This is a genomic window from Methylocystis sp. L43, from assembly GCF_015709525.1.
Classification (GTDB): domain Bacteria; phylum Pseudomonadota; class Alphaproteobacteria; order Rhizobiales; family Beijerinckiaceae; genus Methylocystis.
Map to the genome: position 1 here is coordinate 135,437 of NZ_JADNRA010000029.1, position 10,037 is coordinate 145,473.

At 63.8% G+C, this 10,037-nt stretch carries 21 protein-coding genes; all 21 read right to left on the minus strand.

The window, feature by feature from the left end; all coding sequences use genetic code 11:
• Window positions 1-3 precede the first annotated feature (3 nt).
• Complete coding sequence (rpmD, locus tag IYX23_RS10635; RefSeq protein ID WP_014890745.1) at window positions 4-213, minus strand: 50S ribosomal protein L30; 210 nt, start codon at window positions 211-213, stop codon at window positions 4-6.
• A gap of 11 nt (window positions 214-224) precedes the next feature.
• Window positions 225-797 carry a 30S ribosomal protein S5 gene (gene rpsE, locus IYX23_RS10640; protein WP_014890746.1) on the minus strand — a complete coding sequence of 191 codons (573 nt, stop codon included), beginning with the start codon at window positions 795-797 and terminating at the stop codon, window positions 225-227.
• 138 nt (window positions 798-935) lie between these two features.
• Window positions 936-1,298 carry a 50S ribosomal protein L18 gene (gene rplR / locus IYX23_RS10645; protein ID WP_018406008.1) on the minus strand — a complete coding sequence of 121 codons (363 nt, stop codon included), beginning with the start codon at window positions 1,296-1,298 and terminating at the stop codon, window positions 936-938.
• 9 nt (window positions 1,299-1,307) lie between these two features.
• Window positions 1,308-1,841 (minus strand): 50S ribosomal protein L6, encoded by a 534-nt coding sequence (gene rplF, locus IYX23_RS10650; RefSeq protein WP_196392639.1) that lies wholly within the window; start codon window positions 1,839-1,841, stop codon window positions 1,308-1,310.
• A 32-nt stretch (window positions 1,842-1,873) separates the two neighbouring features.
• Window positions 1,874-2,272 carry a 30S ribosomal protein S8 gene (gene rpsH, locus IYX23_RS10655; RefSeq protein WP_014890749.1) on the minus strand — a complete coding sequence of 133 codons (399 nt, stop codon included), beginning with the start codon at window positions 2,270-2,272 and terminating at the stop codon, window positions 1,874-1,876.
• A gap of 10 nt (window positions 2,273-2,282) precedes the next feature.
• A complete protein-coding gene (gene rpsN / locus IYX23_RS10660) occupies window positions 2,283-2,588 on the minus strand; it encodes a 30S ribosomal protein S14 (protein ID WP_014890750.1) in 306 nt (101 codons plus the stop codon).
• Window positions 2,589-2,635: 47 nt separating this feature from the next.
• Window positions 2,636-3,349 carry a 50S ribosomal protein L5 gene (gene rplE, locus IYX23_RS10665; protein ID WP_246716643.1) on the minus strand — a complete coding sequence of 238 codons (714 nt, stop codon included), beginning with the start codon at window positions 3,347-3,349 and terminating at the stop codon, window positions 2,636-2,638.
• Window positions 3,342-3,659 carry a 50S ribosomal protein L24 gene (gene rplX, locus IYX23_RS10670; protein ID WP_018406011.1) on the minus strand — a complete coding sequence of 106 codons (318 nt, stop codon included), beginning with the start codon at window positions 3,657-3,659 and terminating at the stop codon, window positions 3,342-3,344. Before rplX ends, rplE begins: the two co-directional genes overlap by 8 nt.
• Entirely contained in the window at window positions 3,659-4,027 is a 369-nt protein-coding gene (gene rplN / locus IYX23_RS10675; RefSeq protein ID WP_014890753.1) for a 50S ribosomal protein L14, read from the minus strand. Before rplN ends, rplX begins: the two co-directional genes overlap by 1 nt.
• A gap of 83 nt (window positions 4,028-4,110) precedes the next feature.
• Window positions 4,111-4,353: a 30S ribosomal protein S17 gene (gene rpsQ, locus IYX23_RS10680; RefSeq protein WP_196392638.1), complete on the minus strand. Its 243-nt coding sequence runs from the start codon at window positions 4,351-4,353 to the stop codon at window positions 4,111-4,113.
• A 6-nt stretch (window positions 4,354-4,359) separates the two neighbouring features.
• Window positions 4,360-4,572 (minus strand): 50S ribosomal protein L29, encoded by a 213-nt coding sequence (gene rpmC / locus IYX23_RS10685; RefSeq protein ID WP_018406013.1) that lies wholly within the window; start codon window positions 4,570-4,572, stop codon window positions 4,360-4,362.
• A 10-nt stretch (window positions 4,573-4,582) separates the two neighbouring features.
• Window positions 4,583-4,996 (minus strand): 50S ribosomal protein L16, encoded by a 414-nt coding sequence (rplP, locus tag IYX23_RS10690; protein ID WP_014890756.1) that lies wholly within the window; start codon window positions 4,994-4,996, stop codon window positions 4,583-4,585.
• A gap of 24 nt (window positions 4,997-5,020) precedes the next feature.
• Window positions 5,021-5,770 (minus strand): 30S ribosomal protein S3, encoded by a 750-nt coding sequence (gene rpsC / locus IYX23_RS10695; RefSeq protein WP_018406015.1) that lies wholly within the window; start codon window positions 5,768-5,770, stop codon window positions 5,021-5,023.
• A 13-nt stretch (window positions 5,771-5,783) separates the two neighbouring features.
• Window positions 5,784-6,170, minus strand: a complete 387-nt coding sequence (rplV, locus tag IYX23_RS10700; RefSeq protein WP_018406016.1) for a 50S ribosomal protein L22 — start codon at window positions 6,168-6,170, stop codon at window positions 5,784-5,786.
• 22 nt (window positions 6,171-6,192) lie between these two features.
• Window positions 6,193-6,471: a 30S ribosomal protein S19 gene (rpsS, locus tag IYX23_RS10705; RefSeq protein WP_014890759.1), complete on the minus strand. Its 279-nt coding sequence runs from the start codon at window positions 6,469-6,471 to the stop codon at window positions 6,193-6,195.
• A gap of 3 nt (window positions 6,472-6,474) precedes the next feature.
• On the minus strand, window positions 6,475-7,314 hold the full coding sequence (rplB, locus tag IYX23_RS10710) for a 50S ribosomal protein L2 (RefSeq protein ID WP_175095544.1): 840 nt from the start codon (window positions 7,312-7,314) through the stop codon (window positions 6,475-6,477).
• A 21-nt stretch (window positions 7,315-7,335) separates the two neighbouring features.
• Entirely contained in the window at window positions 7,336-7,632 is a 297-nt protein-coding gene (locus tag IYX23_RS10715) for a 50S ribosomal protein L23 (RefSeq protein WP_014890761.1), read from the minus strand.
• Window positions 7,629-8,249 (minus strand): 50S ribosomal protein L4, encoded by a 621-nt coding sequence (gene rplD / locus IYX23_RS10720; RefSeq protein WP_018406020.1) that lies wholly within the window; start codon window positions 8,247-8,249, stop codon window positions 7,629-7,631. The genes IYX23_RS10715 and rplD overlap by 4 nt, the downstream gene beginning before the upstream one ends.
• 3 nt (window positions 8,250-8,252) lie before the next feature.
• Window positions 8,253-8,990, minus strand: a complete 738-nt coding sequence (gene rplC, locus IYX23_RS10725; protein WP_029651573.1) for a 50S ribosomal protein L3 — start codon at window positions 8,988-8,990, stop codon at window positions 8,253-8,255.
• Between the two features lie 57 nt (window positions 8,991-9,047).
• Window positions 9,048-9,356, minus strand: coding sequence for a 30S ribosomal protein S10 (rpsJ, locus tag IYX23_RS10730; protein WP_014890764.1), 309 nt, complete (start codon window positions 9,354-9,356; stop codon window positions 9,048-9,050).
• Window positions 9,357-9,468: 112 nt separating this feature from the next.
• The coding region (locus IYX23_RS10735) for an EF-Tu/IF-2/RF-3 family GTPase (protein WP_246716651.1) at window positions 9,469-10,037 on the minus strand (569 nt) is incomplete at its 5' end.

Below are 10,037 nucleotides of genomic sequence, written 5' to 3' on the forward strand. Positions count from 1 at the left end.
TCCTCACTTCCCGTCGACGGTTTTGGCGTCGACGATTTTCACGAGATGCGCCACCTTAGCGATCATCCCGCGCACGGCCGGCGTGTCTTCCAGCGCGCGGCGGCGGCCGATGCGCGTCAGGCCGAGGCCAAGAAGCGTACGGCGCTGCCGTTCGGGACGGCCGATCGGGCTGCCGATCTGTTCGACGACGATCTGCTGCGTGCTCTTCGTCATGGGTCGTCTCCTTACGCGTCGACGGCGTCGGCGTCGACGCCTTGACGGCGCGACTGCAGCACCGAAACTTTAAGCGAGCGGCGCGCCGCGACGGAGCGCGGCGAGTCTTCGCGGCCGAGCGCATCGAAGGTCGCGCGGATCATGTTGTAGGGATTCGACGACCCCTGGCTCTTCGCCACGACGTCGTGCATGCCCAGCGTTTCGAAAATCGCGCGCATGGGACCGCCGGCGATGATTCCGGTGCCGGCCGGCGCCGCGCGCAGGATGACGCGGCCCGCGCCATGGCGGCCATGCACGTCATGATGCAGCGTGCGGCCTTCGCGCAGCGGCACGCGGATCAACGCGCGCTTGGCCGCTTCCGTCGCCTTGCGGATCGCCTCAGGCACTTCACGCGCCTTGCCGTGTCCATAGCCGACGCGGCCCTTCTGGTCGCCGACGACGACGAGCGCGGCGAAGCCGAAACGCCGGCCGCCCTTCACCACCTTCGCGACGCGATTGATGTGGACCAGACGATCCACAAATTCGCCGTCGCGATCGTCACGATCCCGATCGCGGCCGCGACCGCCTTCTCCTTCACGCGCCATTGTCTCTTCCGTCACTTACGCGGCGTGATGCGCCGCTCGCTTCCTTCACTGCCGACCCATCGGATCGACGCCCGGCGCATCAGCGCCGGCACGCATTCCGCGCGAGAAGCGCACGCCCTCAACGGCGCGCGCCCCCAGTTAAAACTCCAGACCGCCCTCGCGGGCGCCGTCGGCCAGCGCCTTGACGCGCCCGTGATACATGTAAGCGCCACGGTCGAAAACGACCTCCTTGACGCCCTTGGCGACGGCCCGCTCCGCGAGGAGCTTGCCAACGACCTTCGCCGCCTCGACGTCCGCGCCGGTCTTCAGACCCTCGCGGTTCGCCTTCTCGAGCGAAGAGGCGGCGGCGACCGTCGCGCCCTTCTCGTCGTCGATGATCTGCGCATAGATCTGCTTGGACGAGCGAAACACCGAAAGGCGCAACCGCCCCTTGGCGCGTTCACGGATCGCCCGGCGCACCCGCGCCTTTCGACGCTGTTCGACTTTGACATCCCTGGCCATGGCGGGTCCTTACTTCTTCTTGCCTTCCTTGCGGAAGATGAATTCATTGGCGTATTTAACGCCCTTGCCCTTGTAGGGTTCGGGCGGGCGCAGGGCGCGGATCTCGGCGGCGACTTGACCGACCTGGCGCCGGTCCATGCCGCTGACGCTGATTTCCGTCGGCTTCGGCGTCACGATCGCGATGCCGGCCGGAATCGGATAGCTAACGTCATGCGAATAGCCGAGCGCGAGCTGCAGCGTCTTTCCCTGCACCGCGGCGCGATAGCCGACGCCGGTGATCTCAAGCTTCTTCTCAAAGCCGGTGGTCACGCCGACGACGATATTGTTGATCTGAGCGCGCGCCGTGCCCCACAGCGCGCGGGCGCGCTTGGTTTCATTGCGCGGGTCGACCGAGATGGCGTTGTCCTGCTGGACGACGGAGACGTCGTCGGGCGCCAGAAACTCCAGCTGACCCTTCGCGCCCTTCACCTGCACGAGCTGACCGTCCACCTTGGCGGTGACGCCGGCGGGAATGACGACAGGCTTCTTGCCGATACGAGACATGGTTGCAAATCCTGTTTGATGAGGCGCAAGGTCTAGAAGACCTTGCACAGCACCTCGCCCCCGACATTATTCTCACGCGCCGCGTGATCGGCCATGACGCCCTTCGGAGTCGACACGATGGTGACGCCGAGGCCATTCGCCACGCGCGGCACTGCGTCAACCGCCGCATAGACCCGGCGGCCCGGACGCGACACGCGTTCGATCTGCTTAATGACCGGTTCGCCGTCGAAATATTTCAGTTCGATCTCGAACTCGGTCCGGCCATTGCCGAAGTCGGTGCTGCTATAGCCGCGGATATAGCCCTCTTCCTTCAGCACGTCGAGCACATGCGCGCGCAGCTTCGAGCCCGGAGAGGACACCTTGTCCTTGCGGCGCATCTGGGCGTTGCGGATGCGGGTGAGGAGATCGCCCAATGGATCGTTGATCGCCATCTGCGTCTCCTTACCAGCTTGACTTCACGAGGCCGGGCACCAGGCCACGGGACCCCAATTCGCGTAGCGCAATGCGCGACATTTTCAGCTTGCGATAAAACCCGCGCGGACGGCCCGACACTTCGCAGCGGTTACGCACGCGAACGGGCGCGGAATTGCGCGGGAGCTCAGCAAGCTTGAGACGCGCCTCGAACTGCTCTTCGACGCTCAGCGTCTTGTCATTCGCGACCGCCTTCAGCCGCGCGCGCCGCCCAGCGTAGGACTTCACGAGCCTTCGCTTCCGCTTGTTGTTCTCAATCGCGCTTTTCTTCGCCATTACCAGTTTCGCCTTTCAGTATCCGCGTTTGAGGAGCCGTTACGCCCTCACTGCCGGAACGGGAAATTGAACGCCTTCAGCAAGGCGCGCGCCTCTTCGTCGGTCTTGGCCGTCGTGCAGACGATCACGTCCATGCCCAGGATCGACTCGGCCTTGTCGTAGTCGATTTCGGGGAACACGATGTGCTCCTTGATGCCGAGCGCATAATTCCCGCGTCCGTCGAACGACTTCGGATTCAATCCGCGGAAATCGCGCACGCGCGGCAGCGCCACGGTGATCAGACGATCCAGAAACTCATACATCCGCGTCTTGCGCAGCGTCACCTTCGCGCCGATCGGCATGTTCTCGCGCAACTTGAAGGTCGAGATCGCCTTGCGCGCGCGGGTGACGACCGGGCGCTGGCCGGCGATCAGACCAAGGTCGGCCGCCGCCGACGTGGCCTTCTTGCTGTCGTTGACCGATTCGCCGACGCCCATGTTGAGCACGATCTTCTCGATCGTCGGCACTTCGAGGGCGTTCTTATAGCCGAACTGCTTCTGCAACGCTTCGCGCACGACCTCTTCGTAATGCTTGCGCATGCGCGGCACATAGGCGCCGTCCGCTGCCGCGTCGTCGCCGGATGTCGCCGGCTTTTCCTTAGCCGCAGGCTTTTCAGCCGATTTCGCGGCGGCCTTCTTGGGCTCCTTCGCCTCCGCGCCCTCGGCGGCGGGCTTTTGAGCCTTGGCGGGCTTTTCGGCCTTGGGCTTCTTTTCCTCAGCCATCGATCAATTCTCCGGAACGCTTGGCGACGCGGACCTTGCGGCCGTCGTCGAGAATCTTGAATCCAACGCGAGTCGCCTTACCGTCCTTAGGATCGGCGACCGCCAGATTCGACAAATTGATCGGCGCGGCCTTGTTGATGATGCCGGCTTCGCGATCCTTGGTCTGACGCTGATGGCGCTTGACGATGTTGACGCCGTCGACGACGGCGCGGCCCTCGTCGGGAATCACGCGCAGCACCTCGCCGCTGCGGCCCTTGTCGCGGCCGGCGAGAACGACGACTTTGTCGCCCTTCTTGATCTTGGCGGCCATTACAAAACCTCCGGGGCGAGCGAGATGATCTTCATGTGGTTCTTGGCGCGCAGCTCGCGCGGCACCGGCCCGAATATGCGGGTGCCGATCGGCTCTTTCTGATTGTTGATCAGCACCGCGGCGTTCGAATCGAAACGGATCACGGAGCCGTCGGAACGCTTGATGTCCTTCGCGGTGCGAACGACGACGGCCTTCAGCACATCGCCCTTCTTCACGCGGCCGCGCGGAATCGCCTCCTTGATCGACACGACAATAATGTCGCCGACGCCGGCGTATTTGCGCTTGGAGCCGCCCAGCACCTTGATGCACATCACGCGGCGCGCGCCGGAGTTGTCGGCGACGTCGAGATTGGTTTGCATCTGAATCATGGCTTACCCGCCTTTCGTTCCGGTCTGGTTTCGGCAAGCCCGCTTTGACTCGCCGACTTCGTCCGGACAGTTCGTTCTAACGACTACGCCTCGGCCGTCACGTCGACGACCCGCCAGCGCTTCAATTTCGAGATCGGCGCGGTCTCTTCGATCGTCACCGAATCGCCCACCTTGAACGCGCCGTTCTCGTCATGGGCGTGATAGTTCTTCGTGCGGCGCACCGTCTTCTGGAACAGCGGGTGGGTGAAGCGACGTTCGACCTTCACCACCACGGTCTTGTTCTGCTTGTCGCTGACGACGACGCCCTGGAGAATTCGCTTCGGCATGGCGCTTTAACCCTGCTTTTCGGCGCGCTTATGCGCGGCGATGGTTTTCGTGCGGGCAATGTCGCGACGAACGACGCGCACGCGTGAGGTGTTCTCGAGCTGGCCGGTCGCCCGCTGGAAGCGCAGATTGAACTGCTCTTTCTTGAGCTTCAGCACTTCGTCATTGAGCTGATCTTCGGTCATCGCCTTGATGTCGGAGAGGCGCTGTTTGGATTTCATCACGTTCCCCTTATTCGGCGATGCGTTCGATGAAGCGCGTCTTAATCGGCAGCTTCGCGGCGGCAAGCGTCAAGGCCTCCCGCGCGATAGGCGCCGGCACGCCGTCGATCTCGAACATGATGCGGCCGGGCGCAACGCGCACGGCCCAGAATTCCGGCGCGCCCTTGCCCTTGCCCATACGCACTTCGGTCGGCTTCTTGGAGACCGGCACGTCGGGGAAGATGCGAATCCAGACGCGGCCGGCGCGCTTCATATGGCGCGTCATGGCGCGGCGCGCGGCCTCGATCTGGCGCGCGGTGATGCGCTCCGGCTCCAGCGCCTTAAGGCCGAACTGACCGAAGTTCAGCGAAAAGCCCGCCTTGGAGGCGCCACGGATGCGGCCCTTGAAGGCCTTGCGGAACTTGGTGCGTTTGGGTTGCAGCATGATTGCGCTCTTTAATCTTGTTCGTTACGCCGCGTCGCGCGGTTCGCGGTGCTCGCGACGGCGGCGTTCGCCGCCGCGGTCGCGATCGCCATGATCGCCGCCGGACGCCTGTTCGGCCGCCTTCTTGTCCTGCGCCATCGGATCATGCTCAAGGATTTCGCCCTTGAAGATCCAGACCTTGATGCCGCAAGCGCCATAGGCGGTATGCGCGGTGGCGGTGCCGTAATCGACGTCGGCGCGCAGCGTGTGCAGCGGCACGCGTCCTTCGCGATACCATTCGAGACGGGCGATCTCGGCGCCGCCGAGACGGCCCGAGCAATTGATGCGAATGCCCTGCGCGCCCAGCCGAATAGCCGATTGCACGGCGCGCTTCATCGCGCGGCGGAAAGCGACGCGGCGCTCCAGCTGCTGCGCGATTGACTCGGCGACGAGCGCCGCTTCGGTTTCGGGCTTGCGCACTTCGACGATGTTGATGACGACTTCGCTTCCGGTCAGCTTGCCCACAAGCTTGCGGATCTTGTCGATGTCCGCGCCCTTCTTGCCGATGACGACGCCGGGACGCGCCGAATAGATCGTCACGCGGCACTTCTTGTGCGGGCGCTCGATGACGATCTTCGACACCGCCGCCTGCTTCAGCGTTTTCGACACGGTTTCGCGGATCGCCATGTCCTCGTGGAGGAGCTTGGCGTATTCGCCCTTATTGGCGAACCAGCGCGAATCCCAGGTGCGGTTGACGCCCAGTCGCAGCCCGATCGGATTAACCTTCTGACCCATGGTTTTAAATCCTTTAGGCGTTGGCCTGCGCTTCGACTTCGCGCACGATGATCGTCAGATTGGCGAAGGGCTTCTCGACGCGGCTCGCACGGCCGCGGGCGCGGGCGTGGAAACGCTTCATCACCAGCGCCTTGCCGACAAAGGCCTGGGCGACGACGAGATCGTCGACGTCGAGACCGTGATTGTTCTCGGCGTTGGCGATGGCGCTTTCAAGCGCCTTCTTCACCTCATGCGCGATCCGCTTTCTGGAGAACTCCAGATCGGCGAGCGCGCGATCCACCTTCTTGCCGCGGATCAACTGCGCGAGCAGATTGAGCTTCTGCGGCGAGACGCGCAGCATGCGCGCGACGGCCTTCGCTTCATTGTCCGCAAGCCGGCGCGGATTGGCTTCCTTCGACATCGTGAGCCTCTCTTAGCCTTTCTTAGCCCCTCTTGGCCTTCTTGTCGGCCGCATGGCCGTGGAAGGTGCGGGTCGGAGCGAATTCGCCGAATTTGTGCCCAATCATGTCTTCCGACACGGACACGGGGATATGCTTCTGGCCGTTGTGCACGCCGAAGGTCAGTCCCACGAACTGCGGGATGATCGTGGAGCGGCGGCTCCAGATCTTGATCACCTCGGAGCGGCCGGAGCCGCGCGAGGTTTCGGCCTTCTTAAGAAGATAGCCGTCGACGAACGGGCCCTTCCAAATCGAGCGCGCCATAGGTTAGCCCTTCTTCTTGCGATTGTGTCGCGAGGACACAATGAACCGGTCGGTGGATTTATTGGTGCGGGTCTTCTTGCCCTTGGTCGGCTTGCCCCAGGGCGTGACCGGATGACGACCGCCGGAGGTGCGGCCTTCGCCGCCGCCATGCGGATGGTCGATCGGATTCATCGTGACGCCGCGATTGTGCGGACGGCGGCCAAGCCAGCGTGTACGGCCGGCCTTGCCGATCGAGGTGTTCATATGATCGGGATTGGACACGGCGCCGAGCGTCGCGAAGCACTGGCCGTGCACGAGGCGCTGCTCGCCAGAATTCAGTCTGATGATCACATAGCCCTGGTCGCGGCCGACGATCTGCGCATAGGTGCCGGCCGACCGGGCGATGGCGCCGCCCTTGCCGATCTTCATCTCGACATTGTGCACGATGGCGCCGACGGGGATGTTGGCGATCGGCATGGCGTTGCCGGGCTTCACGTCGACCTGATTGCCGGCGATCACTTCGTCGCCGACGGAGAGCCGCTGCGGCGCGAGAATGTAGGCAAGCTCATTGTCCGTGTAGCGAATAAGCGCGATGAACGCCGTCCGGTTCGGATCATATTCGAGCCGCTCGACCTTGCCCGAAACGTCGAGCTTGCGCCGCTTGAAATCGACGACGCGATAGGCCTGCTTATGGCCGCCGCCGCGAAAGCGCACGGTGATCCGGCCGGTGTTGTTGCGCCCGCCCTTTGAGCTCTTGCCCTCGGTCAGAGTCTTGACCGGCTTGCCCTTGTAGAGCTCTCTGCGGTCGACAATGACGAGCTGGCGAAGGCTCGGCGTGACCGGCTTGAATGTCTTCAGCGCCATCGTTCTATCCCCACGCCTTCCTTACAGTCCGGTCGTCACGTCGATCTTGTGGCCCTCGGCGAGAGTCACGACCGCTTTCTTGACGTCGCTCTGCTGGCCGCGCTGACCGCGGAAGGTCTTGACCTTGCCCTTGCGCACCAGCGTATTGACCGCTTCGACCTTGACGTCGAAGAGACCTTCGACCGCCGCCTTGATCTGCGGCTTCGTCGCGGTCTTCGCGACCTTGAAGACCACCTTGTTGCTCTCCGAGGCGAGCGTCGCCTTCTCGGTGATGACCGGGGCGACGATCACGTCGTAATGGCGAACGTCCTTGCTCATTTCAGTCGCGCCTCCAGCGCGTCCACTGCGGCGCGGGTCAACACCAGCTTCTCGCGGCGGAGGATGTCGTAAACATTGACGCCTTCGACGGGCAGGATGTCGATCTTCGGGATATTGCGTGCGGCGAGCACGAAATTGTTCTGCGGCGCGCCGCCAACGATGATGATCGCGTTCTCGAGGCCGGTCTTGGCGAAACTCGATACGAGCAGCTTCGTCTTGGGCTCGGCGAGCTCCGCCGTCTCCCAAACGATGATGCCGCCGTCCTTGGCTTTCGCGGACAGAGCATGTTTCAGCGCGAGCTGGCGCACCTTCTTGGTCAGGTCATGCGCATGGCTGCGCACCACCGGGCCGAAGGCGCGTCCGCCGCCGCGGAACTGCGGCGCGCGCGCCGAGCCGTGACGGGCGCCGCCGGTGCCCTTCTGCTTGTGCAGCTTCTTGCCCGAGCGCGCGATCTCGGCGCGGTTCTTCACCGCATGGGTGCCGGCGCGCCGCTTGGCGAGCTGCCAGCGGATCATGCGGAAGATCAGGTCCTTGCGCGGCTCAAGGCCGAAGACCTCATCGGAAAGTTCGATCGAACCGGCCGCCTGGCCGTCGAACGACGTGACGTCGATCTTCACGGCTCAGTCCTCCTTCTGCGCTTCTTGCGGAGCGGCGTCTAAATTCGCGGCTTCACCCTGTCCGTTGCCGAGGCGGAATTTGCCCGGCTGCGGCGCATCCTTCGGCAACGCGCGCTTCACCGCGTCGCGCACGAAAATCCAACCGCCGGCCGTGCCCGGCACCGCGCCTTCGACCAGCAGCAGTCCCCGCGCGGGGTCGGTCTGCACCACCCGCAGATTTTGCGTGGTGACGCGGTCGACGCCCATATGGCCGGCCATTTTCTTGTTCTTGAAGGTCTTGCCCGGGTCCTGACGGCCACCGGTCGAACCGTGCGAACGGTGCGAAACGGAGACGCCGTGGGTCGCGCGCAGACCGCCGAAGCCCCAGCGCTTCATCGGGCCGGCGAAGCCCTTGCCGGTGGAGGTTCCGGTCACGTCGACGAACTGGCCGACGACGAAATGATCCGCCGTGATCTCGGCGCCGATCGGCAGCAACTCTTCCTCTTTCACCCGAAACTCGGCGAGCTTCATCTTCGGCTCCACCGAGGCCGCGGCGAACCGCGTGCGTTCGGCCTTCGAGACATTCTTGACCTTGGCGCGGCCGATGCCGAGTTGAACGGCGGTGTAGCCGTTCTTCTCTTGAGTCCGCTGCGCGACGACCTGGCAGCCGTCGAGCTTCAGGACCGTGACCGGCACATGCTCGCCCGCCTCCGTGAAGATGCGGGTCATTCCGACCTTTTGCGCGATGACGCCCGACCGCATGATCCAATCCTTCGCAAAGCGCGCTCGCATCCTTTAGCGAGCGCCGCCTGAATCCGTTTAGAGCTTGATCTCGACATCCACGCCGGCGGCGAGATCGAGCTTCATGAGCGCGTCCACCGTTTGCGGGGTGGGATCGACGATGTCGAGAACGCGTTTATGCGTTCTGATCTCGAACTGTTCGCGCGACTTCTTGTCGATATGCGGCGAACGGTTCACCGTGAATTTTTCGATGCGCGTCGGAAGCGGAATCGGACCGCGGACCTGAGCGCCCGTGCGCTTGGCCGTCGAGACGATCTCCTTCGTCGACGTGTCGAGAATCCGGTGATCGAACGCCTTAAGGCGAATCCGGATATTTTGACCGTTCATTTTTCCGTCCTTTAGGACCGCGAGCAGTTCTGCTCGCCTTCATGCGCCGCGCGCCGTTGCGCGCGACTTATTTCACAAGAGCGAGCGCTTGGCCCGCGGCCCGGGATTCGCTTTACTCGATGATGCTGGCGACGACGCCGGCGCCGACCGTTCGGCCGCCTTCGCGGATGGCGAAGCGCAGCTTCTCCTCCATGGCGATCGGCACGATCAGCGCGACTTCCATCGTCACATTGTCGCCCGGCATCACCATCTCCACGCCCTCGGGCAGCGTGACGATGCCGGTCACGTCCGTCGTGCGGAAGTAGAATTGCGGGCGATAGTTGGTGAAGAACGGCGTATGACGGCCGCCCTCTTCCTTGGTGAGGATATACGCCTCAGCCTTGAACTTCGTGTGCGGCTTCACCGAGCCCGGCTTGCACAGCACCTGGCCGCGCTCGACGTCCTCGCGCTTCGTGCCGCGCAGCAGGCAGCCGACATTGTCGCCCGCCTCGCCCTGGTCGAGCAGCTTGCGGAACATCTCGACGCCCGTCACCGTCGACTTCGTCGTCGGACGGATGCCGACGATCTCGACTTCCTCGCCCACCTTGATCACGCCGCGCTCGATGCGCCCCGTCACCACCGTGCCGCGGCCCGAAATCGAGAACACGTCCTCGACCGGCATCAGGAACGGCTGATCCTTCG

Bases quoted from the DNA above. Each gene is read 5' to 3' on its own strand.
- rpmD (WP_014890745.1), bottom strand. From the start codon at position 213: ATGACGAAGAGCACGCAGCAGATCGTCGTCGAACAGATCGGCAGCCCG.
- rpsE (WP_014890746.1), bottom strand. From the start codon at position 797: ATGGCGCGTGAAGGAGAAGGCGGTCGCGGCCGCGATCGGGATCGTGAC.
- rplR (WP_018406008.1), bottom strand. From the start codon at position 1,298: ATGGCCAGGGATGTCAAAGTCGAACAGCGTCGAAAGGCGCGGGTGCGC.
- rplF (WP_196392639.1), bottom strand. From the start codon at position 1,841: ATGTCTCGTATCGGCAAGAAGCCTGTCGTCATTCCCGCCGGCGTCACC.
- rpsH (WP_014890749.1), bottom strand. From the start codon at position 2,272: ATGGCGATCAACGATCCATTGGGCGATCTCCTCACCCGCATCCGCAAC.
- rpsN (WP_014890750.1), bottom strand. From the start codon at position 2,588: ATGGCGAAGAAAAGCGCGATTGAGAACAACAAGCGGAAGCGAAGGCTC.
- rplE (WP_246716643.1), bottom strand. From the start codon at position 3,349: ATGGCTGAGGAAAAGAAGCCCAAGGCCGAAAAGCCCGCCAAGGCTCAA.
- rplX (WP_018406011.1), bottom strand. From the start codon at position 3,659: ATGGCCGCCAAGATCAAGAAGGGCGACAAAGTCGTCGTTCTCGCCGGC.
- rplN (WP_014890753.1), bottom strand. From the start codon at position 4,027: ATGATTCAGATGCAAACCAATCTCGACGTCGCCGACAACTCCGGCGCG.
- rpsQ (WP_196392638.1), bottom strand. From the start codon at position 4,353: ATGCCGAAGCGAATTCTCCAGGGCGTCGTCGTCAGCGACAAGCAGAAC.
- rpmC (WP_018406013.1), bottom strand. From the start codon at position 4,572: ATGAAATCCAAACAGCGCCTCTCCGACATCAAGGCGATGACCGAAGAT.
- rplP (WP_014890756.1), bottom strand. From the start codon at position 4,996: ATGCTGCAACCCAAACGCACCAAGTTCCGCAAGGCCTTCAAGGGCCGC.
- rpsC (WP_018406015.1), bottom strand. From the start codon at position 5,770: ATGGGTCAGAAGGTTAATCCGATCGGGCTGCGACTGGGCGTCAACCGC.
- rplV (WP_018406016.1), bottom strand. From the start codon at position 6,170: ATGTCGAAGGAAGCCAATCCGCGCCGGCTTGCGGACAATGAAGCGAAG.
- rpsS (WP_014890759.1), bottom strand. From the start codon at position 6,471: ATGGCGCGCTCGATTTGGAAGGGCCCGTTCGTCGACGGCTATCTTCTT.
- rplB (WP_175095544.1), bottom strand. From the start codon at position 7,314: ATGGCGCTGAAGACATTCAAGCCGGTCACGCCGAGCCTTCGCCAGCTC.
- IYX23_RS10715 (WP_014890761.1), bottom strand. From the start codon at position 7,632: ATGAGCAAGGACGTTCGCCATTACGACGTGATCGTCGCCCCGGTCATC.
- rplC (WP_029651573.1), bottom strand. From the start codon at position 8,990: ATGCGGTCGGGCGTCATCGCGCAAAAGGTCGGAATGACCCGCATCTTC.
- rpsJ (WP_014890764.1), bottom strand. From the start codon at position 9,356: ATGAACGGTCAAAATATCCGGATTCGCCTTAAGGCGTTCGATCACCGG.